The following is a 19,824-nucleotide window of genomic DNA, read 5'->3' as shown; positions in this document are numbered from 1 at the left end:
TAAATCGTGAGTGATTGGTTTCCCTACATCACTCACTGATTCATCGAAACTTAACTGCTGTCATGTCAGGCGCATGACAGCTTAGATTGTTAGAGTAAACTCATGGGCTAACTGATATGTGACCCGTCCGTCTATGCTTATGTGGTCATCGTATTTATTCTCCTTTTTACGATGACTGATTACCAGTTAGCCCCTTTTTATTTCAATGTGTGCAGCTCTAAACCAGAGCTGCCACTTTTCCTTTCGCTACCAATTGATCTCGAACCGAGTCGTATGCCCAGTTGAACGCAATCGCGTAAAGTACGAAGAAAATAACTAGGCCGATGTCCATGATCAGTACGGTTAGGAAGTCGAGTTGTAGAACCCACATCAAGACAGGCAGAGTCACTGTCATCAAGCCAAGTTCAAAACCTAATCCGTGCAAGACACGTGTTTTCTTAGTTCTTTTGCTTCGGTCAGCTCCGTAAATTTTGTCGTAGCCATAGTTGTAAACGTAGTTCCAAGCCATCGCTATCAATGATATTGCGAGCGCTAAGCCTGCCATTTCACCTGCGCCGTTTCCTGTAATATAGGTTGCAAGCCCTGCCATCAAAACCAAAGCAACCAATTCAAATAGCACCATGTGCAAAATGCGTTCTTTATGTGACATTTTTCTAACTCTCTTTACGATTAAATAGCCGCCTATGGGCTAATGACTTGGCTAGATAATATCTACTTAAGTGATAATATAAAGATAGTTAGCATCACATATAGTGATAGTAAGTTTTGGGAGACACCGAATGTACAACATTGAACAACTGAAAATGTTTGTGTATGCCGTTGAATTAGGGTCATTTTCTGCCAGTGCTCGTCAACTGGGTAAGGTACAGTCGGCGGTGAGCCAAGGCATCAGTAATCTTGAAATAGATTTTAATGTTGAGCTTTTTGATCGTTCCACTCGAAAGCCTTCACTAACCAAAGCGGGCGAGCAGTTATTTAAACAGGTGAAAGCGATCGTACTGCAGGTTGAAGATCTGAATGTGACGGTTAGTGCGATGGGCAGCGGTGAAGAGGGGCTCATCAAAATTGCATTAGATGATTCACTATTGGTCCCGAATCTATCTAAGATCCTTAGTCAGTTCAGTAAACAATTCCCAGCGACTGAAGTTGAATTGGTTGCGTGTACCACAACAGAGGTCAATCCGTTGATTATCGAAGAGAGAGCCGACATTGGATTGATGTTTACCAATTTGGCTTTTGATGTCGGTTCTGAGCCATGCTTTATCGGCCACCTACCGTTTATTGCTGTGTGTCATCCAAGTCATTCACTCGCAAAAACAGGTGTCGCGAAACTCTCTGATTTACTCCCGCATCGTCAACTAATGTTGAGGGGAGACAAAGGTAAGGTGATGGATCAGTTTCCACTGATTGCCGGAAAGGTATGGTGGTCAAACAGCTTTATCGTTATCAAAGAGATGGTGCTCGGCAGCGATATTGGGTGGGCATACTTACCCAAACACCTTGTCGAAGAGGAGCTGAACAAACAGCGTTTAGTGGAGATTAATGTCTCATTCGATCACAAAACATGGTCGCCGCCCGTTGATCTTGTTCTGTCTAAAACACGCTCAAAAGGTCCTGCATTACTTTGGCTTGAACAAGCATTGAAAGGCCTATTAGACGAAACGTAAGCTGGACGAGACATAAATTGGTTCAAACTGAATAAAGAAAAGGCTCACCGTTTAACGTGTGAGCCTTTCTGTTTGATGTGATGCTGCTTTTTGTTAGCTGTAACTCTAGATGCTAGACGCTAGATTTAACCGTCTGACCGTTGTAGTACTTGTCTTTCATCTTAAGCGCCACGTTCACTAGGTAAATCAACACAGGTACTTCAATCAGTGGACCGATAACACCGGCAAACGCTTGGTCTGAGTTGATACCGAATACTGAGATAGCAACGGCAATCGCTAGCTCGAAGTTGTTACCTGTCGCTGTGAATGCAATTGATGCGTTCTTGTCGTATTCAATACCCATCTTCTTACCAATGAAGAAGCTGATGAAGAACATCGCTGTGAAGTAGATAGTCAGTGGAACCGCAATCAACAATACGTCCATTGGCAGTTCTACAATCATCTCGCCTTTTAGGCTGAACATCAGAACGATAGTCGCCAGTAGCGCAATCAGTGTGATTGGAGAGATACGTGGAATAAACACATCGTTGTACCACTGCTCGCCTTTCATCGACACAAGGATCTTACGGCTTAGGAAGCCCGCTAGGAATGGGATACCTAGGTAGATAAGTACACTGTGTGCAATGTCGATCATCGAGATATCAACCAACATGCCTTCGTAACCAAATACTGGTGGAAGAACGCTGATGAACAACCACGCCATAAAGCTGTAGCTCACCACTTGGAATGCACTGTTTAGAGCAACCAATGCCGCGCCGTACTCTTTGTTACCGCCGCCGATGTCGTTCCAAACTAGAACCATCGCCACACAACGAGCAAGACCAATCAGAATCACGCCGACCATGTAACCTGGGTGGTCACCCAAGAAAGTCAGTGCCAATACAAACATTAGAATTGGGCCAACAAGCCAGTTCATGATCAAAGATAGTTTGATCGCTTTCTTATCTTTTACCACGGTGCCTAGCAGGTTGTAGTTAACCTTAGCCAGAGGTGGGTACATCATTAAGATAAGGCCAATCGCAAGCGGAATGTTGGTGGTACCAATAGACATAGATTCGTTCCACTGCTCGATCTGTGGGAATAGGGTGCCAAGCAATACACCAAGACCCATGGCAATAAAGATCCACAGTGTTAAGTAGCGATCTAGAAAACCTAATTTTGGCTTCATGATATTTTCTCTTTGGTTGATATCGTTAATCGTCGAAAAGCAATATTAAAAAACAAAAAAATACGCTTAGTTTATTCTGTATTCGACAAACTAAGCGCGATGAATCTATTTCAAAATGGTGTCGATTAGCGATTCAAATTGCTGAATATTACCTCGATTAATGCGGTAGCACATTTTCGGTGGTATCGATTCAGCAGTGATGAAGCCAGAGGTTTTCAAGATTCTTAGGTGCTCTGATACTGTCGATTGTGCTAAACCTAATTCGCTAACCAAGTCGCTGTTCAAACAGCCGCCCGATTTTTCTAGCGTTGAAAGGATACTCAATATACGAACTCTTGCCGGGTGAGCGAGCGCTTTGGCTAGAGTTGCCATTTGCTTTTCAGCTTCGACATCACCGTGTCCGATTGGCAGAGCACAGCCACCAGTTGTAGAGCAAGTTTCGTTCATATTGATGTTTCGCTTTCCATAATCGTTAAAAGACGATTAATAGTAAGCCCATTTTATATAAGGGTCAATGTGATCTTTCAATTTGCTTTTAAATTGGATGTCAAAATCCATATTTATCATTGAAATTCAATGGACTAAGACTTGGATGAACCAAACCAGTATAACGGCCACTTTTGTTGTGAATCGCTGTTATTCAATAGCGCACTGATACCAACCAAAGCGATGCTGCCTACTAATACGGGAGTGAATAAGAACGTCCAATCCACATGTGCGGTACCTGCCAAAGCTATCACAATCGGATTAGCGCCAGCGGGTGGGTGAACCGCTCGACAGTATTGCATTAGCATGATGGATGAGCCGACAGCGATTGCCATGGTCAAATAAGAATCCCCAAAGCCATACAACGCGATTAAGCCCACGGCAGCCGAAATAAAGTGGCCCGCAATGACGTTTCTAGGTTGAGCTAACGGCGATGTAGGCACCGCAAACAGCAGTACGCACGTCGCACCAAATGGAGCCATTAACCACGGGAACCCAGAACTTTCTGCGAAAAGGCACAAGGTTAAGATGCCCAGCGTACCGCCAATAAAACCTTTAATAAGCTGGCTAATGCTTGCTTTCGGAGGAAGGGCTCCACCACCAGATAGTTTGCTGATCATAATCGTTTCCTCTTCGTTTTCTGTTTTTTATTGAAAGTGTACAGGTCTGTACTGTTTGATTTGGATGATACAGATCTGTACACTTCTTGCAACGAGAAATTGAGCTCTACGATTTCAGAGCGAGTCGAGGTTGATGAACGATGAGTAAAAAAGATCTGATTCTGGATGTAGCAGAATCGTTGTTTAATCAGTTTGGTTATACCGCTGTTGGGGTGGATATGATTAGAGATGAGGCAGCGGTTTCCAAAACATCCATGTACCGCCACTTTGGATCGAAAACCAAGCTGATTGAAGCCGTGTTAGAAAGGCGTCATCAGCGTTTCGAGTCGAGTTTAGAAGCGGCGCTATCATCAACGTCTGGATTACAAAACCAACTGGATGCGCTGTTAGATTGGCACCTTGCATGGTTCGAACAACCTGACTTCAAAGGCTGTATGTTTATGCATGCGCTCGCCGAATTTAAAGAATCGGAAGATGACATTGCGATGCTCTCACGACAGCACAAGGTTTGGCTCAAAAACAGCATTCGTGATGTGGTAAGAGGTAATGAAGAAGTAGACACTGCAATACTTGAATTACGCAGTGAATCAGTCATGACTTTCATCGAAGGCCTTATTGTAAGAAGTGAGTTTGGTCAGCTTGAATCAAAGTCAGACTCAAACAGACAAGCCTATCGAAAAGCATTGCATTCATTGGCTACTCTAACGATATAATCGAACGCATAACCGTTACACAAGATAACGAAAAATCATAATTTACACTTTAATCTTTACTTATAGGTAAGCCCTGAAATGCCACAACAGAACATCAAATTTATCGCTGCTGATATGGACGGCACTCTGCTTAATGAACACGGAAAGTTAGACCCGGAATTCTTCAATCTTTATGAGCAACTAGAAGCTCAAAACATTATTTTTGCTGCGGCATCGGGTCGTCAGTACTACAGCCTGATGGAAACCTTTGCTCCACTTAAAGATCGTATGATGTTCGTTGCTGAAAACGGCACATTGGTGATGCACAAAGGCCAAGAACTTTACAGCTGCTTACTTGATACTGATGCCATCAAAGAGATCATTAAAGAAGCGCGTGCTATTAAAGGCGCGCATGTGGTGTTATGTGGTAAGAAATCGGCGTACATTGAAACCAAAGATGAGCGTGCTCTAGCGGAGATCTCTAAGTACTACCATCGCCGTGAGCAAGTAGAAGACTTACTGACGGTAGAAGACGATTTCATCAAGGTGGCTATCTGTCACTTCGACGGTTCACAAGAGAAAGTGAACCCAACTATTGATGCCAAATTCGGTGAGAACTACCAAGTGGTTGTCAGTGCAAAAATTTGGTTGGATGTGATGAACGCTGAGGCATCAAAAGGCGCGGCGATTAAACATCTACAAAACACACTCGGCTTCACTTACGAGCAGACCATGAGTTTTGGTGACTACCTGAATGACTTGGAAATGCTTAAAGAGAGCTACCACTCTTACGCGATGGAAAACGCACATCCAAAGCTGAAAGAGATCGCTCGTTTTGGCGCGCCAAGTAACGTTGATGCAGGTGTATTCCAAGTGCTTGAGAAGCTGCTAGCGTAACGCTCTTAAGCTCGATTCGATTTTTATCAAAGCCAACTCGTGAAAATGAGTTGGCTTTTTTGTTGGCTGCTGTTGTATTGAGTTAAATTTGAACGAGTGTTCAGCTTGTTGTAATCTAATCAGAAAGATGGGTATTCACTTTGAATTGAATACGCCTTAGTAACGATATTTGGAATGACGATGAGCAAGAAACTTCAACTTGATATTATTTCTGACGTGATGTGCCCGTGGTGCGTAGTCGGTTACAAAAACTTAGAGCAAGCCGTTTCAGAGCTTGGCTTAGAACAACAGATTGAACTTGAATGGCAGCCGTTTGAGCTTAACCCTGATATGCCGCAAGAGGGCGAAAACCTGCGTGATCATATCATGAGAAAATACGGTTCTAGCGCAGAAGAGAGCCAGCGTTCACGTGAACAGCTTGCGGCTCGTGGCAAAGAGGTTGGTTTCGATTTTAACTTCTATGACAGCATGAGAATGGTCAATTCACGTCATCTACATGTGCTTCTCGATTTTGCACTAGAGCACGGTAAACAGACTGAGTTAAAGCTACGCTTTTTTACTGCTCACTTCACAGAGCAGAAAGACCTGTCTGACCTTGAAGTCATGGCACAAGAGCTTGAAGCGGTTGGGCTAAACTCAACGAAGGCACTGAAGCGCCTAAAGAACACCGACAACTTGAAGCAAATTGAAGCGCAAGAGTTTGAATGGCAACGCATGGGGATCTCTGCGGTTCCTACTGTGGTGTTCAATCGTAAGAGTGCAGTAACGGGCGCGCAGACGGTAGAAACCTACAAGCAGATTCTTCAAGAGCTTATTGCTGAATCATAAACGGATCATTGCTATCAATTAGAGTCTGAATTTCATGGAATCACTGTCACTCGCTCAAGCGCAAAAACTGGTATTGCTTTCGCAAAAGCTGCCGCCTAAGAAGTTGCCACCTAAAAAGCAACGCAATGGGGGCGCTTTGGCGAACACGTTGTCTGCGATTGAAAACCTTGGGTATGTGCAAATTGATACCATCTCTGTGATTCAGCGAGCTCACCACCACACGCTGTGGAATCGCAATCAAGGCTACCAATTGAACCATCTTGATAAGCTGCTAGAGCATCGAGAGGTATTTGAGTATTGGTCGCATGCCGCCGCGTATTTACCCATGCGTGACTTCCGATTCAGCCTACACCGCAAGAATGGCTTTGCGAGCGGTAAGCTCAAGCATTGGTATAAAAAGGATGACGCACTGATGGCTCATGTTCTCAAACGTATTGAGAATGAAGGGCCGTTAATGGCGAAAGATTTTGAAGGGGATAGGCCAAACCCCGGCGGTTGGGGCGGTAAACCGGCCAAGCAAGCATTAGAAACATTGTTCATGCAAGGCGACTTAATGGTGCCAAGCCGAGTTAACTTTCATAAGGTGTATGACCTAACCGAGCGAGTGTTGCCGAGCGGGATTGATGCTTCTGAGCCGACTGAACAAGAGTACATCGAGCATCTGATAACACGTTACTTAGAGGCTAACGGAGTTGGAATAGCGTCGGAAATGAGTTATCTACTCAAGAACATAAAGCCTCTGATTCAGAAAACACTCCAACAGATGCTTGAAGATAAGCAGGTTCTGAAAGTAGATATTCAAGGCTCTGGTTACTATGTCCTGCCAGGTGCTTTTGATCTGTTGAATCAACCTCTTTCCAGAACCAAGCTTAAGATACTGTCTCCGTTTGATAACCTGCTGATTCAACGAAAGCGAATGCACTCATTGTTCAACTTTGACTACCTCCTTGAATGCTATGTTCCAGAGGCCAAGCGTCAGTTTGGTTACTTTAGTTTGCCGATTCTATGGCAAGGTAAACTGGTGGCGCGAATGGATTGCAAGGTCGACAGGAAGACCCGTTTACTCAATATCCGTAACTTGGTTGTGGAAGAGCGAATTAAAAACCATGAGTCGTTGGTTCATGCTTTATGCGATGAACTAAAACACTTCATGGTGTTCAACCTATGTGATGAGATGATCGTCCATAACACCACGCCCTCTGATCTTGGCAAGCGCTTGATGAGCCAATGGCAAACAGTCTAGCGGTCTTTGTTGTTTAGAAAGCGCTTAGTTACTCAGCAAACGCAGCTAACAAGAACTCGACAAAGGTTCTGTTCTTCAACGACAGTTGCTTGGTTTTGTAGAGCAAGTGAATCGGCTTTGGTAACGGCGCCATGCCGGGTAGGATTTCCAACAACGCTCCACGATCAATCTCTTCTGCGACTAAGATAGTCGGTTGCAACAACACGCCCACACCCTGCAGGGCGGCATACCGCAACACATCACCATTATTCGACATCAAGCGCACACGTTCTTTATTCGGTGTGGCGTGAGGAGCTTGGCTGCTGTAACTGAATCCAAGCGATGGGTGCTGCGCCAAGTCTTCCAATACTCTGATTTCAGCATGTTGGTTTAGGTAAGCGGGCGCCGCGCAGTAACACATCTCATAATCCCCTAAATACCTTGCGACCAAGCTTGAATCGGATAGGTCACCAATTCGCACAATCAGGTCAATGTCAGATGAATAAGGATCAACAAGGTCATTATTCAACATCAGCTCAACGTTAATGGTTGGGTGATGCGCGAGAAACTTAGCTACGATAGGGGCGAGTACCTTGTTTCCATAGGTGACAGGGCAGTTTATTTTTACCGTGCCTTGTGGTTGATTTTCCAAGGTTTGAATCAGGTTCTCTGCATTGCTGATGTCTTCGAGAATTCGCTTACATTCTCGATAATAAAGCTGACCTGAATCAGTTAAAGACTGCTTACGCGTGGTGCGGTGGATCAGCTGAGACTTCAAACTGGCTTCTAAGGAATGGACATGTTTACTTATCATGGTCGCCGACAGGTTGAAGTGGTTTGCGGCGCTACGAAAGCTGCCCTGTTCCACTACGTAGACGAAGACTTTCATGCTAGTTAACTTATCCATTGAACACTCTTGGTTGATAAACAATAAACAAAACGCGAGTTTATCAATTATTAGGGGTTAATTATATTAATGGCAAACCGATAATTAACTAAAATAAGAGCGTGAAATGCCTCAAACGAATGAAACCATCTTTGTTACTGCCGAACTTAAGATCAAAACCAACATTGAGCGAGCTGCTGCGATCGAAGCTATCGAACAGTTTTGTTTAGACATGCAAAGCGAGCCGGGCTGCCTACAAGCAATTGCAACCTATGATCAAAGTCAAAGCGATCGTGTGATCTTGCTTGAGCAATACGCAAACCGCGAGGCGATTAATCAGCACTTTGGTATGCCTCATACCCAAGCGTTTATTGAGCGTGACATTACCGAGTTGGTTCAAGCGTTCGAAACGGAACGTGGACCTATCAAAGCACAAGAGCAGGAGATCTAAGATATGAAATGGGGAATCCTAGGAACCAGCTTTATCTCCGGCGTAATGGCAGATGCGATTAAAGGCGATGCTCAAAGCGAGTTGTATGCCGTTGCTGGTCGTACTGAAAAAACACTTAACGAGTTTGCTGCCCAATACCAACCAACACGAACCTTCAACAGCTATGAAGCCTTGATTGAAGATGAGTCGGTCGACATTATCTACATTGCTCTGCCAAACCATGTCCATCATGAGTATGTGATTAAAGCAGCTCAAAAAGGCAAAGCGATCTTGTGTGAGAAGTCTCTGTCGGTAGATATGGAAAAAACCGAGCAAGCTTTACTAGCCGTGAAAGAAGCGGGCGTATTCTTTGCTGAAGGTCTGATGTATTTAAACCATCCACTTATCACCAAGCTTCATCAAGAACTGGCAACTGGTGAGATTGGCGAAGTGCGTTCAATTCAAGGTTCCTACGTTGCGGCGATTGATCAGTTCGTGAATCCTGCGAGCAAAGGCGCGCTATACAACCTTGGCTGTTACCCAATGTCGCTGATTCACTCTGTTGCGCAGCAGCAATTTGGCGAGAGTGTGTTCGATGGTGTGCAGATATCAGCAATCGGTCGACGAGGCGAAGATGGCAATATCTGTGAATCGTCGGCGATGATGCGTTTCAATGACCGCTTTACCGCGCAAATCCATACTGCTGAAGACCACGGTTTAAAGCACGGCTTTACGATCCTAGGCAGTAAAGGCTGCATTACGCTAGATACTAATCCATGGCTACCTACCGAAGACAACACATTCACGGTAGAGATCTATGAGACGTCGACACGTGAAGTGAAAGTTGAAGCGCAAGGCGATGGCTTCCATTATCAAGTACTTAATATCCTCCAAGCAGTCGAGCGAGGTGACACACAACTTGCTGCGCCAATGGCGAGCCACCAAGACTCTCGCGTGATCATGAAGTTACTGACTGATTGGGAACAAGCGGCGAGCTAAGGTTTTAGTAAAAGAAATACGACTCATATTGTTCTGTATGACTTGATAACAAATCACGTAGACAAATATGAGCCGTATTGTTGGTTCTGCTTACATTTTGGCCGAGCTTACTTAAGCTACAGACGCCTTAAAGGCGGTATTGAATGCTTTTGCATTGGCACGAATCTCGTCGTCAGATAAGCCAGGCTTGTACAGTGACGCCCCTAAACCAAAGCCTTTTGCACCGATGTCTAAGTACGGTTTCATGCTCTCGACGGTAGGGTTGATTCCTCCTACAGGTAAGCAGATTACCTCGGGAGGCAGTACGGAATTCAACGCTTTAAAGCCATCAAGGCCAAGCACTGAAACTGGGAATAGCTTTAACCCTGTCGCACCGGCAGCAAGTGCAGCGAACGCCTCTGTTGGCGTAACAACACCAGGGAAGCTGACGCAACCTGCAGCCGCTGACATTTTCACGACCTGTTCGTTGAAGTTCGGCGTTACCACTAAGTTTGCACCTGTATCAATCACAGCTTGTGCTTTTTCTGGTGTGGTAACGGTACCCGCGCCAATTAAATATTGATCACCGAAATGTTCGACTAGCATTTTAATGCTGGTCAATGCATCTGGTGAGTTCAATGGCACTTCAATCATTGAGAAGCCTTCCTCAATCAAAATCTGCGTCACACGAATACAATCTGCCGGTTCTACACCACGGATAATGGCAACGAGTGGTAAGTGATCACTTAGGTTAAAGTCTTTATTTTTCATTGTTCATTGCCTCTTTAATTTTTAACATTCCAGCGATGAAAGTGTCATCGCCATTCACGTATTCGGTTGTTTTATTTAGCTGACGACATGCTTGGTCATAGCGTTCTGATAGGGCTTTTCCGCCCACCAAGTAAATGCTCTCTTGATGCAGTTCTCGTACTTCGTTGCCGATTAACAGCCCTGATAAGTAATCAAACACTTCACTCTCTTCTAGATTGCCGAATAGACGATGCGTTCTGGCTTTGAAGAGCTGATTGGTGATTGACGGGTTCGAGCTTTCCTCTACCCCTTTTACGAAAGCAGCGTTGGAGCTGGCTTGTTTAGGTAAGCCACGCCCTAGGATTGTGTGTGTCGACAGTGCAGAAAAAAGTTCGCCAGTCATGTAGGTTGAAAACGAGACTAACTTACCCGCTTCAATATATGCGTGTTTGCTGTGAGTACCCGGGAAGGCTGCTTCAAGCGTCGGTTTACCTGCTAACTCAAGAAGTCCAAACAACTGAACCTCTTCACCGCGCATGACGTCGTAGTTGCCATGCTCATCACAATGGCTGACACCCGGTATGATGGTAGCTGTTGCCCCCCAAGGAAGCTCGAATTGGTGGGTGTTTTGAGCCAAGGACTCCACATTAGTTGGAGTGGAAACATACGGGACGTTAACCCAACCTTGTGCAGAGCCAACCATGCCAGCCATGTAAATTGGTAAGTGTTGGTACTCGCCAAGCCACTTGCTTAGTAATGATTCAAGTTCGGTTGCAAAGGCACCATCTTCAACCTGAAGCAGTCCCATTTTGCGTTCTGTTTTATCAACGACCTGTCCTTTTTCATCCATGGCAAAGGCACGAAAGTTTGTCGTTCCCCAGTCTAGAATTAGCCAACTGATTGTGTTTTTTTGATTCATAATTGCAGCTCACAGACGCGCCCTAAGACGCGCAGTTTTAGGTTTAGTTGATGTACATTTTTATCGGTTTACTTTGTCGAACCGTTAACGTTTCGGGTCTAGCTAACTCTGTTTATTTAGTTAACCTTGCCTCTTTAGTTAACTTTGTATTGCTTGATGATGTCGGTATTCACATCGACACCGATGCCCGGTTTGGTAGAGATTTGTACCTTGCCGTTTTCCATCTTGATGCCATCGCAAATGAGATCTTTGCGGAATGGGTGTGAAGATTGGTCAAACTCAAGCATTGGCTCGATAGGGTTGAGTGATAGTGGTGAACTTGGGAGTGAAGCAATAAACTGCAAAGAAGCCGCAATGCCAATACCAGAGCCCCATACATGTGGAATCATCATGGTATGGTTAGCCTGCGCCATTGCTGCAATCTTCTTGCACTCCGTGATACCACCTGAAGAACATAGATCAGGTTGAATCACATCTAACGCTCTCTGTTCAAGCCAAGGGCGGTAACCCATTTTTCCAAACAGTTGCTCACCTGCGGCGATATAAGTTTTAGAAAGGTTCTTGATTTCTTGGTAGCCAGCAATGTCTTCCGGAGCTAACAGCTCCTCTAAGAAGTACAAGTTGAACTCTTCTGTTTCCTTGATGATGCGACGTGCTGCTGCCGCGTTGTACGCCCCATTAGCATCAGCCATGATCTTCACATCATTACCAACTGCTTCACGAATTGAACGAATGAAGGCGATATCTTCCTCTACGCCAAATCCAATCTTAAGCTTGAAGGCTTCAAAGCCGCCATCGACATAACGATGTGCTTCTTCGATCGCGGCTTCTGGATATTTTGCATCTGCAATACGGTAGAAGCCCGTTGCATAAGGGGTGACTTCTTTACGGAAAGCACCACCTATGAGAGAGTGAATCGGTTTATTGAGAGCCTTACCAATGACATCCCACAGCGCAATATCAACACCGCTGATTGCGTTGACTGCAGAACCACCTTGACCGTATGGACGAGTCACGTTGTACATCTCTTCCCAAAGCACTTCTACGTCGAATGGGCTACGTCCAAGTAGCAGTGGCTTAAAGGTATGCTCGACAAATGCAGCAGCGATGTGTGGGCTTTGCAGTCCATGACACAAGGCTTCACCAAAACCGATAACACCTTCATCGGTAACAATTTCGATGATCATTGAGCTACGGTTATGAACCCAGCCTTGTGCGAAGTAAAACGGTGTCTCTAGTGGAACTGAGATTGCGTGTGGAATGACATCAATAATTTTCACAATAAATACCTTACTTAAATCAGAACCAAAGAGATCTGAGGAATAAATACAATCAGCGTTAGCGCAAACATCATCGCTAGGAAGAACGGAATAATTGCTTTCGAGAGTTTCTCAACAGAGACCCCAGAAACACTTGAGCCGACAAATAAGTTTAGACCCAGAGGAGGCGTGATAAACCCGATAGCTAGGGTTACTACCATGATGATGCCTATATGAACTGGGTTGAAACCAAATAACATGGCCACAGGAACCAGAATAGGCGTCAGGATAATGATTGCTGCTACCGTCTCCATGAAGCAGCCGACAACGAGCAGTAGTGCTACCATCAAGATAATGAAGATCACCTTGCTATCAGAGAACTCAAGCATCGCGTTAGCAATTTGTGTTGGAATTTGCTCAAGTGCTAAGTACTTACCAAAAGCAGTCGCGGTACCCACAATCAACAACACAATCACGGAAGTAATCACCGATTTAGTGAAGATTTTTGGTAAGTCTGTAAAGGTAATTTCTTTGTAGGCGAATAGGCTCACAATAAGGCCATAAACCACCGCTACTACACTTGCTTCTGTTGGGGTGAAAATACCGCCGTAGATACCACCAAGAATGATTACTGGGATAAGCAGTGCGAGTTGAGCGTGTTTAAATTGAGCCCACACCTCTTTCCAGCTAAACGGTTCGTCTGAACCTTTGTAGCCTTTTTTCTTAGAGTAGATGTATGCCCAAGCCATCAAACAAAGCGATACCAAGATGCCTGGGATGATGCCTGCAATGAATAAGTCGCCAATTGATACGCCTGCAGATACGCCGTACATCACCATTGGGATGCTTGGTGGAATCATGACACCAATCGCACCTGCCGCTGTGACAACCGCGGTTGCAAAGCCCTTGTCGTAGCCGTACTTGATCATCGCTGGAATCATGATGCCGCCAACCGCTGCTACTGTAGCTGGGCCTGAGCCCGAGATAGCAGCGAAGAACATACATGTAATGATTGAAGCAATCGCGAAGCCACCCGTGATGTTTTTCACTAATGAGTTAGCAAAGTTCACCAAACGTTGCGAGATACCGCCGCTGCCCATGATGTCACCCGCTAGGATGAAAAATGGTACTGCCATAATTGGGAAAGAATCGACAGAGGTGATTAAGGTACTCACAAGAAAATCAACGCTTAAGGTGCCGGTTGAAATAATGGTGAGTAGCGTTGCCATACCCAATGAGATAGCAATGGGCACAGAGGCAATAACGAGTAGTGCGAAAGTCGCAAACAAAATAAATACTGACATGATTACCTCCTATTTCGCTGTTTTGATGTCATCAGTGGTGGATACCATCTGTTGAATCAACCTGATTGATGTAAGTGCAAAGCCTACAGGGCCTGCTAGATAAACGATCCACATTGGCAATCCAAGTGCTGGTGATGTTTGACCTAAGTAATATAGGTTCGCCACCATCTGCGTTGATTTAAATAAAATAACAACAGAGAATGCTAAGAAGACGAAGTCCGAAAATAGGCTTAGGTACTTTTTTTCCTTCTCATCAATTAACATTGCTATGGCTTCTATTTTTATGTGGCTCTTTTTCGCGACAGCAAAGCTGATACCGATATAAACTAACCAAATGAAACAATAGCGAGCTAACTCTTCAGTCCAAGCAATTGAATAATCGAATGTTCTGGATACTACTTGTAAGAATATTGCCGCCGTCATAATAACGAGCAGAATTACGGCTATCGTATTTTCAAAATACTTATCTAACCAATTCAACATAATAAGGTTCCTTGTTCACTTATTATTTAGACCTATTACTTGTCTATTATTTACTAATGATAGTTATGAGGGTTAATCATCAAAATAGTCAGTATTAATAATGTAATGGTCTAAATGTTAAGTGATGGCTTGGGTTACTGAGCGGCTAATTCGTTTTCAGCTTTTTTAATTTGTTCTTGGAAAGTGGAGACAACATCTTTGCCAATGATTGGTGTGTACTTCTCAATAACGGGCTTAGTCGCTTCTTGGAAGCCAACCAGTGCTTCAGGTGTTAGCGTTACGACTTCCATGTTTTGTTTAATAACATCCAAGCTTTCAAGATTGACTCGACGGTTAACTTGACGCTCGTAGTCGCCAGCATCAATAGCGGCTTGGCGCAGAACCCTTTGATCGTGACGGCTTAGTTTGTTCCATGTCGCTTGGCTAACAATTAAAGCCAATGGCGTGTATACATGGCCTGTGTTTGATAAAGTTTCTTGTACTTCGAACAAGTTGTTCAGTGCGATATTCGGATATGGGTTTTCTTGCCCATCAACTGTGCCTTGCTGCAGTGCTGTGAACAGTTCGTTGAAGGCCATCGGCGTTGGGGTTGCGCCCATCGCTTTCCATGCGTCTAGGTGAAGTGGGCTCTCCATAGTACGGATCTTTAGGCCTTTCACATCTTCAATCGATTTCACAGCACGACGTGAATTAGTGACATGACGGAAGCCATTTTCCCAGAAATCTAGGCCGACTAAGCCTTTTGACTCTAATCTTTTCAGCATGTCGTCACCAAATTCGCTACGTAGCACTTTATCTGCGACATCTTCACTGGTGATCATAAAGGGAAGGTCGAACACATTGTATTCAGGGTAGAAGTTAGCCAATGGACCCGTAGATGGAATAGATACGTCAAGTGTTCCTAATTGCAGCATTTCAATCGCCGCACGGTCATCACCTAATTGCGCTGAAGGATATATATCCACCTTCAGTTCAGTAAATTTCTCAACAATTTCTTTAAACTTAGCAGCACCATCATAGATAGGGTGTTTGTTATTAGAGCTCATGCTGAAACGTAATGTTTGAACTTGAGATTCACTTGCTGCAATACCCGATTGGTTATTTCCTTGAGAATTTGTAGCAATAGCTGCACCAATGATTGAGGCGACAAACACCCCACCAATGGCTAGAATTTTTCCGGTTCTAGACATAGTCGTACCTGATTAATTTATTATTTATATAAAGTGTACGTTACATACACCTGTAGGGTTAATTAAGTTGCTTGGATATTTTCTGACAATATTCAGTAATAACAGGGATTAACTCTGTCATTCTCTCGTCAGACATATATTCTTTAATGCTGGTTACTGATATAGCCGCAATAATATTGTTATATTTATTTCTTATTGGTACAGCAACGCAACGTACAAGGTCTTCGTTATCTTCTAAGTCATAGCTATAGTCATGCTTAGAATATTCATTCATTCTTTTTAGCATCGACTCGACGTCATGATTAGTTTGCGATGAAATAAGTCGAATCCATTCCATTTTTGGCATATCAATCATTAACGCTTTTCCTATCCCCGTTGCAGACATTGGCAGTCGGTCTCCCACTTGAGATCGCAGTTGAATTGCACGCTCTCCCGGGATTTTATCTAGGTAGAAGATTTGATCCTCATCTTTGATGCCTAGATGGACGGTATCTTTAGTTTGAGCAGCAAGTTCGCGAATAAAGGGTTTCGCAATTTCTTTGAGAGGCATGTCTTGTTGGGCGCGGATACCAAGTTGAATCATTTTAGTACCTAGCACTAGACCAATCCCTTTCACTTCTCGGATATAACGAGCTTCAATAAGGCCTTGGATAATTCTGTGCACCGTAGATTTCGGCAGCTGCAAATATTCACACACATCTTTCAGTTGTCGATTACCTTCAGCGATCGAGTCGATGACCGCGATTGCTTTTACCAACGCTTGATTACCTTGTAACTTGCTCATAAAACCGCCTCTCGTTGTATGAGAGAAATATAGCGGTAGTTTGCTATTGATAATGTGATAACTATCAACATTCCACTTTGTGAAACAAGAGTCCCACATTGTGGAATTCATCGGTGTAAGTATAAATACTTTGCATTTGAAAGCGCCACAGTGTCCAATATCAGGTAGTACAAAACTTACCGAAAAACCTTATTTTTTAAGGTGTTAAATAGGAACTTTGCCGCATGCGTAAATCAGATAAGAAAATCGAAAATCAAATCAGAGACGTGTTAACTGACGTTTGTGAAGACACGCTGAAAGGCTTCGATGGTTTTTTGTGGGTGACTCACTCGGTCAACTTCTCCTCTTTTCCGCAAAGTTTGAAAATTGTCTGCGTATTCGATACTAATCAGGATAGAACGAACTTCTTAAATGGCGAAGGTCAACAGAGTGTTTCTGGGGCTATTCAACAAGCGTTCAATCAAGTTGGAATTCAACTGAAGAATATCGATAAGCATGTGAGCTACGATACGCAAGAAAACTGCGACCGTGACCATCGAGGAAAGTGGAACAAGAGGCTTTAAGGCGCGTAGTCATCGTTCTTGTTTAGATGACCGAGACTAGCCATCCAAATTGAGTTTCAACATTGCGGCGCTCAAACTGAGATTCGATACAGAAATCCAAGTCCTATTCTGAGTTCTAGGCTCTGATAACCCTCCATCTGCCAAATCGATTTATTCTCATTTTGAGAAAATGTGCGCTGATTTCTCGTTAGCCGGAGATACTTGGTTTCCAAATAAAATTAAAATCATAAAAATTTATCTTTTCCTTAATACATTGATTTTGAATCGGCATTTGCTCGTCTTCCTTGTCATGGATGAAACAATACAGACGAGCACTTGAACAATGCAGCCATGTAGTCGATACTTTTTCGTATTTTGATTCCTAAATTGACACGTAAGTTGGCTGACTTTTCGTCTTGTGATTTAAGGCATGACAGTATCGATTAGGAAATTTGAATCATGAAAACCTACATTTCTGGGCTGCTCGCACTTATACCGTCATGTTTAATCGCTGGCTACGCTTTTGCTGTTGGTACAGCAGTTGTGCTGCCAGGGCAACATGAAGCGGGTGTTGATCTATCGGGCTCCCCACTATCTGCGAATGCCGTCATTGATTGGGAAATTTCCAACAGTGATATTGTGTTCGGAGCTTATGCCGACAAAGCCGACAATGAGCGGGCTACGACAATTGGTTATATGTACAACCAAGTCATGGCGATGAACTCGGGTTGGTTGGAGAACGATCTCCGTAACCAAGCTGAGTTAGAAGGCCTCAATTTCGAAGACTATTTCCTGCACTTTTCTGAAGATACTGTCATTGCCGATGTTGATAAAACTCACGGCGAAAAGAATCTGTTAAACCGAAAACCTATGATCTTGGGTTATACAGCCAGTGAAGACCATGCAGGCTTTTGGCTGTATCAAGAGCCTCCGTGGGATGCCGATGTGTTTGAGAATTTCGAACAGGGTGGGGCTTTGTATGTGTATCATGCTGAGCAATTCGAACGGCTGACCTTTAAATTCTCACAGTTTGCTGGCAGCGGCGAATTTTGGATTGAATACCCAACAGCTATTGATTCTCACGGAAGGGTTTCACAGTGGGAAAGGCTCGATGTAAAGAAAGACAAAACGCTCAGCATGACCAAAAACCAATCGGTGATCTGGAACCTTCCTAATGACTGGGTAAGAGCCACTACTCATGATGGGAGCGGTGCTAGTTATGGCGGCGGCCAGTATTTTGGTTCCACCTTTTTGAGAGAGGGTGGGCGCTTATACGTTGTGAGAGTTCGTTGGCAAAGTGAGAACGCCGACGACAGGCCGCGTTTAAAAGAAGTAAAACTCAAAAACAGTTTTCCAACCGTCAAGTTAACCGATGCTCCGACTTCAACCCCGGACGGCAATGCTATCAGCCAATGGCGAAAAATCCGCGGTTTTGATGTGTCTGCAGACCTAGATGGTGATAACTACTTGTCGCCAAGCGAGTATCGAAATCGAACCAATAAGAACGCAACAGCGCGTTTTCGTTGGGAATCAAGAGTGGTGCCATTTGGTCGAATGTGGAGCGCTAACTCATCTTGGTCGTTAACAAACGTCGCAAACGCGGATTATCTATCCGCTATTCATCGCTACTACAAGCAAAGCTGGGCAAGCCAAGGTTTGAATGGTGCGTACAACGACGACACAAATAAACTCATTGGTTCGAACCAGTTCTATGTTCATTCTGGCGGGCATGTTCAAGAGTTAGGAGCAGTTGCGGGTTCGAATCAAGCGGATGATCTCTATAAACAACAATTTTCAGCGTTTCTGAAAAATCTATCTGCTTTAGAAAGTGAAGCGTCGATTGGGTTGAATATCGGAACCGCGAACTTACTGGGTCGAAATGGACAGTCTCATCTTAGCGAGGCGGGATCTCTGTATTTACGGGAACACTACATTTTTCCATCTACTGGGTTTAGTGGTTATTCGGGAATCTCTAAATTCTGGGATAATTCTGCGCTCGCCTACAATGGACAAAGTGTTATTTTTCAGGCGACAACGCGTTATGGGCGAGTTCAGTATCTTGGAAATAGTGAAGAGAACTGGAAGCAAGACCAATACTCGACCCTAGCGATCTACCACCTCAATCGACATGCTCAACATAGCTATTTCAATCAGTGGAACAATGGTTACGTCTATGGAAGTGGTAACACGACTGCAGATACTTTCTGGCAAAGTGGTGTCCCTAAAAACATCGCCTATCAACCAAGTTCGTTATTGGCCGTTGATTTGGGAGAGCCGAGTCATCAAATCCCACAAGGCTTTGAACCGATGCCTTTGATGCTTTCGACAACGACACCTCAGCCCGCTGACTACACCATCGTTGGCGATTCCTCAATGAACGAATTGGTGCATGCTGATCTACCCAATGGTATGACTCACGTTCTACCGACGTTTACGTACTTTATGTATCAATCTGAAAATCAGGTGGTCGCTGGTGGCTCTGAGGACATGGTGTTAGCGAGAGAGTTCAGCAATGGTCGTGTGTTGTATCGTACGGATTTCCATGGTAAGAATCCGAGCTTTTATGAAACGTCAAAACTCACCATTACGCTGGATGTTCCAATGAAACCTGTTGATGCTAGCGGTAACGTTGGTGACTATGTGAGTGAAATAGAAATTGGCGGTTATGAAGGGCTGTTCTTACTTTATTAGAACCAATGTGAGTGAGTACTCTCGAACC

The 19,824-nt window shown here is 44.2% G+C and carries 21 protein-coding genes; 9 read left to right on the top strand and 12 right to left on the bottom strand.

Annotated features, from left to right (window positions below; translation table 11 throughout):
* Nucleotides 1–217 precede the first annotated feature (217 nt).
* Complete coding sequence (locus tag MSG35_RS02625; RefSeq protein WP_248382713.1) at nucleotides 218–649, bottom strand: PACE efflux transporter; 432 nt, start codon at nucleotides 647–649, stop codon at nucleotides 218–220.
* Between the two features lie 130 nt (nucleotides 650–779).
* On the opposite strand from MSG35_RS02625, the gene MSG35_RS02620 reads away from it, so the two are divergent.
* Nucleotides 780–1,667 (top strand): LysR family transcriptional regulator, encoded by an 888-nt coding sequence (locus tag MSG35_RS02620; RefSeq protein ID WP_248382712.1) that lies wholly within the window; start codon nucleotides 780–782, stop codon nucleotides 1,665–1,667.
* Nucleotides 1,668–1,779: 112 nt separating this feature from the next.
* Here the strand turns inward: MSG35_RS02620 and arsB are convergent, their stop codons facing one another.
* From arsB to MSG35_RS02605, 3 genes are all read right to left on the bottom strand, one after another.
* Nucleotides 1,780–2,835 (bottom strand): ACR3 family arsenite efflux transporter, encoded by a 1,056-nt coding sequence (gene arsB / locus MSG35_RS02615; RefSeq protein ID WP_248382711.1) that lies wholly within the window; start codon nucleotides 2,833–2,835, stop codon nucleotides 1,780–1,782.
* A gap of 105 nt (nucleotides 2,836–2,940) precedes the next feature.
* Nucleotides 2,941–3,282 carry a winged helix-turn-helix domain-containing protein gene (locus MSG35_RS02610; RefSeq protein WP_248382710.1) on the bottom strand — a complete coding sequence of 114 codons (342 nt, stop codon included), beginning with the start codon at nucleotides 3,280–3,282 and terminating at the stop codon, nucleotides 2,941–2,943.
* A 134-nt stretch (nucleotides 3,283–3,416) separates the two neighbouring features.
* Complete coding sequence (locus MSG35_RS02605; RefSeq protein WP_248382709.1) at nucleotides 3,417–3,941, bottom strand: HPP family protein; 525 nt, start codon at nucleotides 3,939–3,941, stop codon at nucleotides 3,417–3,419.
* A 140-nt stretch (nucleotides 3,942–4,081) separates the two neighbouring features.
* Between MSG35_RS02605 and MSG35_RS02600 the strand changes: the two genes are divergently transcribed.
* From MSG35_RS02600 to MSG35_RS02585, 4 genes are all read left to right on the top strand, one after another.
* Nucleotides 4,082–4,654 carry a TetR/AcrR family transcriptional regulator gene (locus MSG35_RS02600; protein WP_248382708.1) on the top strand — a complete coding sequence of 191 codons (573 nt, stop codon included), beginning with the start codon at nucleotides 4,082–4,084 and terminating at the stop codon, nucleotides 4,652–4,654.
* A gap of 78 nt (nucleotides 4,655–4,732) precedes the next feature.
* Entirely contained in the window at nucleotides 4,733–5,530 is a 798-nt protein-coding gene (locus MSG35_RS02595) for a Cof-type HAD-IIB family hydrolase (protein ID WP_248382707.1), read from the top strand.
* Between the two features lie 180 nt (nucleotides 5,531–5,710).
* Nucleotides 5,711–6,358, top strand: coding sequence for a DsbA family oxidoreductase (locus MSG35_RS02590; protein WP_248382706.1), 648 nt, complete (start codon nucleotides 5,711–5,713; stop codon nucleotides 6,356–6,358).
* A gap of 34 nt (nucleotides 6,359–6,392) precedes the next feature.
* Nucleotides 6,393–7,601, top strand: a complete 1,209-nt coding sequence (locus MSG35_RS02585; RefSeq protein WP_248382705.1) for a crosslink repair DNA glycosylase YcaQ family protein — start codon at nucleotides 6,393–6,395, stop codon at nucleotides 7,599–7,601.
* A gap of 28 nt (nucleotides 7,602–7,629) precedes the next feature.
* On the opposite strand, the gene MSG35_RS02580 is transcribed toward MSG35_RS02585, so the two are convergent.
* Nucleotides 7,630–8,487: a LysR substrate-binding domain-containing protein gene (locus MSG35_RS02580; protein ID WP_017069718.1), complete on the bottom strand. Its 858-nt coding sequence runs from the start codon at nucleotides 8,485–8,487 to the stop codon at nucleotides 7,630–7,632.
* A gap of 106 nt (nucleotides 8,488–8,593) precedes the next feature.
* Here MSG35_RS02580 and MSG35_RS02575 point away from each other — a divergent pair, with 106 nt between their 5' ends.
* Together MSG35_RS02575 and MSG35_RS02570 are read left to right on the top strand one after the other, a co-directional pair.
* Complete coding sequence (locus MSG35_RS02575) at nucleotides 8,594–8,917, top strand: antibiotic biosynthesis monooxygenase (RefSeq protein ID WP_061037920.1); 324 nt, start codon at nucleotides 8,594–8,596, stop codon at nucleotides 8,915–8,917.
* A 3-nt stretch (nucleotides 8,918–8,920) separates the two neighbouring features.
* Nucleotides 8,921–9,895 carry a Gfo/Idh/MocA family oxidoreductase gene (locus MSG35_RS02570; RefSeq protein ID WP_248382704.1) on the top strand — a complete coding sequence of 325 codons (975 nt, stop codon included), beginning with the start codon at nucleotides 8,921–8,923 and terminating at the stop codon, nucleotides 9,893–9,895.
* 111 nt (nucleotides 9,896–10,006) lie between these two features.
* Here MSG35_RS02570 and MSG35_RS02565 read toward each other — a convergent pair whose 3' ends face one another.
* From MSG35_RS02565 to MSG35_RS02535, 7 genes are all read right to left on the bottom strand, one after another.
* The gene (locus tag MSG35_RS02565) at nucleotides 10,007–10,645 is read right to left on the bottom strand and encodes a 2-dehydro-3-deoxy-6-phosphogalactonate aldolase (RefSeq protein WP_248382703.1); all 639 of its coding nucleotides are present in this window, start codon (nucleotides 10,643–10,645) and stop codon (nucleotides 10,007–10,009) included.
* The gene (locus MSG35_RS02560; protein ID WP_248382702.1) at nucleotides 10,635–11,543 is read right to left on the bottom strand and encodes a 2-dehydro-3-deoxygalactonokinase; all 909 of its coding nucleotides are present in this window, start codon (nucleotides 11,541–11,543) and stop codon (nucleotides 10,635–10,637) included. Before MSG35_RS02560 ends, MSG35_RS02565 begins: the two co-directional genes overlap by 11 nt.
* 134 nt (nucleotides 11,544–11,677) lie before the next feature.
* Nucleotides 11,678–12,823 carry a mandelate racemase/muconate lactonizing enzyme family protein gene (locus MSG35_RS02555; RefSeq protein WP_248382701.1) on the bottom strand — a complete coding sequence of 382 codons (1,146 nt, stop codon included), beginning with the start codon at nucleotides 12,821–12,823 and terminating at the stop codon, nucleotides 11,678–11,680.
* Between the two features lie 14 nt (nucleotides 12,824–12,837).
* Nucleotides 12,838–14,106 (bottom strand): TRAP transporter large permease, encoded by a 1,269-nt coding sequence (locus MSG35_RS02550; RefSeq protein ID WP_248382700.1) that lies wholly within the window; start codon nucleotides 14,104–14,106, stop codon nucleotides 12,838–12,840.
* Nucleotides 14,107–14,115: 9 nt separating this feature from the next.
* Nucleotides 14,116–14,589, bottom strand: a complete 474-nt coding sequence (locus tag MSG35_RS02545) for a TRAP transporter small permease (RefSeq protein WP_017089486.1) — start codon at nucleotides 14,587–14,589, stop codon at nucleotides 14,116–14,118.
* A gap of 134 nt (nucleotides 14,590–14,723) precedes the next feature.
* Nucleotides 14,724–15,779: a TRAP transporter substrate-binding protein gene (locus tag MSG35_RS02540; RefSeq protein WP_248382699.1), complete on the bottom strand. Its 1,056-nt coding sequence runs from the start codon at nucleotides 15,777–15,779 to the stop codon at nucleotides 14,724–14,726.
* A 58-nt stretch (nucleotides 15,780–15,837) separates the two neighbouring features.
* On the bottom strand, nucleotides 15,838–16,563 hold the full coding sequence (locus MSG35_RS02535) for an IclR family transcriptional regulator (protein ID WP_248382698.1): 726 nt from the start codon (nucleotides 16,561–16,563) through the stop codon (nucleotides 15,838–15,840).
* Nucleotides 16,564–16,787: 224 nt separating this feature from the next.
* On the opposite strand from MSG35_RS02535, the gene MSG35_RS02530 reads away from it, so the two are divergent.
* Nucleotides 16,788–17,126: a Fis family transcriptional regulator gene (locus MSG35_RS02530; protein WP_248382697.1), complete on the top strand. Its 339-nt coding sequence runs from the start codon at nucleotides 16,788–16,790 to the stop codon at nucleotides 17,124–17,126.
* A gap of 438 nt (nucleotides 17,127–17,564) precedes the next feature.
* Nucleotides 17,565–19,796 (top strand): hypothetical protein, encoded by a 2,232-nt coding sequence (locus tag MSG35_RS02525; protein WP_248382696.1) that lies wholly within the window; start codon nucleotides 17,565–17,567, stop codon nucleotides 19,794–19,796.
* Nucleotides 19,797–19,824: the final 28 nt, after the last annotated feature.

The sequence above is a fragment of the Vibrio sp. 1CM23M genome, assembly GCF_023161755.1.
GTDB lineage: Bacteria > Pseudomonadota > Gammaproteobacteria > Enterobacterales > Vibrionaceae > Vibrio > Vibrio coralliirubri.
This window is presented reverse-complemented; position numbering and strand designations above follow the sequence as displayed.

Bases quoted from the DNA above. Each gene is read 5' to 3' on its own strand.
- MSG35_RS02530 (WP_248382697.1), top strand. From the start codon at position 16,788: ATGCGTAAATCAGATAAGAAAATCGAAAATCAAATCAGAGACGTGTTA.
- MSG35_RS02580 (WP_017069718.1), bottom strand. From the start codon at position 8,487: ATGGATAAGTTAACTAGCATGAAAGTCTTCGTCTACGTAGTGGAACAG.
- MSG35_RS02570 (WP_248382704.1), top strand. From the start codon at position 8,921: ATGAAATGGGGAATCCTAGGAACCAGCTTTATCTCCGGCGTAATGGCA.
- MSG35_RS02625 (WP_248382713.1), bottom strand. From the start codon at position 649: ATGTCACATAAAGAACGCATTTTGCACATGGTGCTATTTGAATTGGTT.
- MSG35_RS02535 (WP_248382698.1), bottom strand. From the start codon at position 16,563: ATGAGCAAGTTACAAGGTAATCAAGCGTTGGTAAAAGCAATCGCGGTC.
- arsB (WP_248382711.1), bottom strand. From the start codon at position 2,835: ATGAAGCCAAAATTAGGTTTTCTAGATCGCTACTTAACACTGTGGATC.
- MSG35_RS02600 (WP_248382708.1), top strand. From the start codon at position 4,082: ATGAGTAAAAAAGATCTGATTCTGGATGTAGCAGAATCGTTGTTTAAT.
- MSG35_RS02565 (WP_248382703.1), bottom strand. From the start codon at position 10,645: ATGAAAAATAAAGACTTTAACCTAAGTGATCACTTACCACTCGTTGCC.
- MSG35_RS02540 (WP_248382699.1), bottom strand. From the start codon at position 15,779: ATGTCTAGAACCGGAAAAATTCTAGCCATTGGTGGGGTGTTTGTCGCC.
- MSG35_RS02610 (WP_248382710.1), bottom strand. From the start codon at position 3,282: ATGAACGAAACTTGCTCTACAACTGGTGGCTGTGCTCTGCCAATCGGA.
- MSG35_RS02545 (WP_017089486.1), bottom strand. From the start codon at position 14,589: ATGTTGAATTGGTTAGATAAGTATTTTGAAAATACGATAGCCGTAATT.
- MSG35_RS02605 (WP_248382709.1), bottom strand. From the start codon at position 3,941: ATGATCAGCAAACTATCTGGTGGTGGAGCCCTTCCTCCGAAAGCAAGC.
- MSG35_RS02620 (WP_248382712.1), top strand. From the start codon at position 780: ATGTACAACATTGAACAACTGAAAATGTTTGTGTATGCCGTTGAATTA.
- MSG35_RS02590 (WP_248382706.1), top strand. From the start codon at position 5,711: ATGAGCAAGAAACTTCAACTTGATATTATTTCTGACGTGATGTGCCCG.
- MSG35_RS02595 (WP_248382707.1), top strand. From the start codon at position 4,733: ATGCCACAACAGAACATCAAATTTATCGCTGCTGATATGGACGGCACT.
- MSG35_RS02585 (WP_248382705.1), top strand. From the start codon at position 6,393: ATGGAATCACTGTCACTCGCTCAAGCGCAAAAACTGGTATTGCTTTCG.
- MSG35_RS02560 (WP_248382702.1), bottom strand. From the start codon at position 11,543: ATGAATCAAAAAAACACAATCAGTTGGCTAATTCTAGACTGGGGAACG.
- MSG35_RS02575 (WP_061037920.1), top strand. From the start codon at position 8,594: ATGCCTCAAACGAATGAAACCATCTTTGTTACTGCCGAACTTAAGATC.
- MSG35_RS02525 (WP_248382696.1), top strand. From the start codon at position 17,565: ATGAAAACCTACATTTCTGGGCTGCTCGCACTTATACCGTCATGTTTA.
- MSG35_RS02550 (WP_248382700.1), bottom strand. From the start codon at position 14,106: ATGTCAGTATTTATTTTGTTTGCGACTTTCGCACTACTCGTTATTGCC.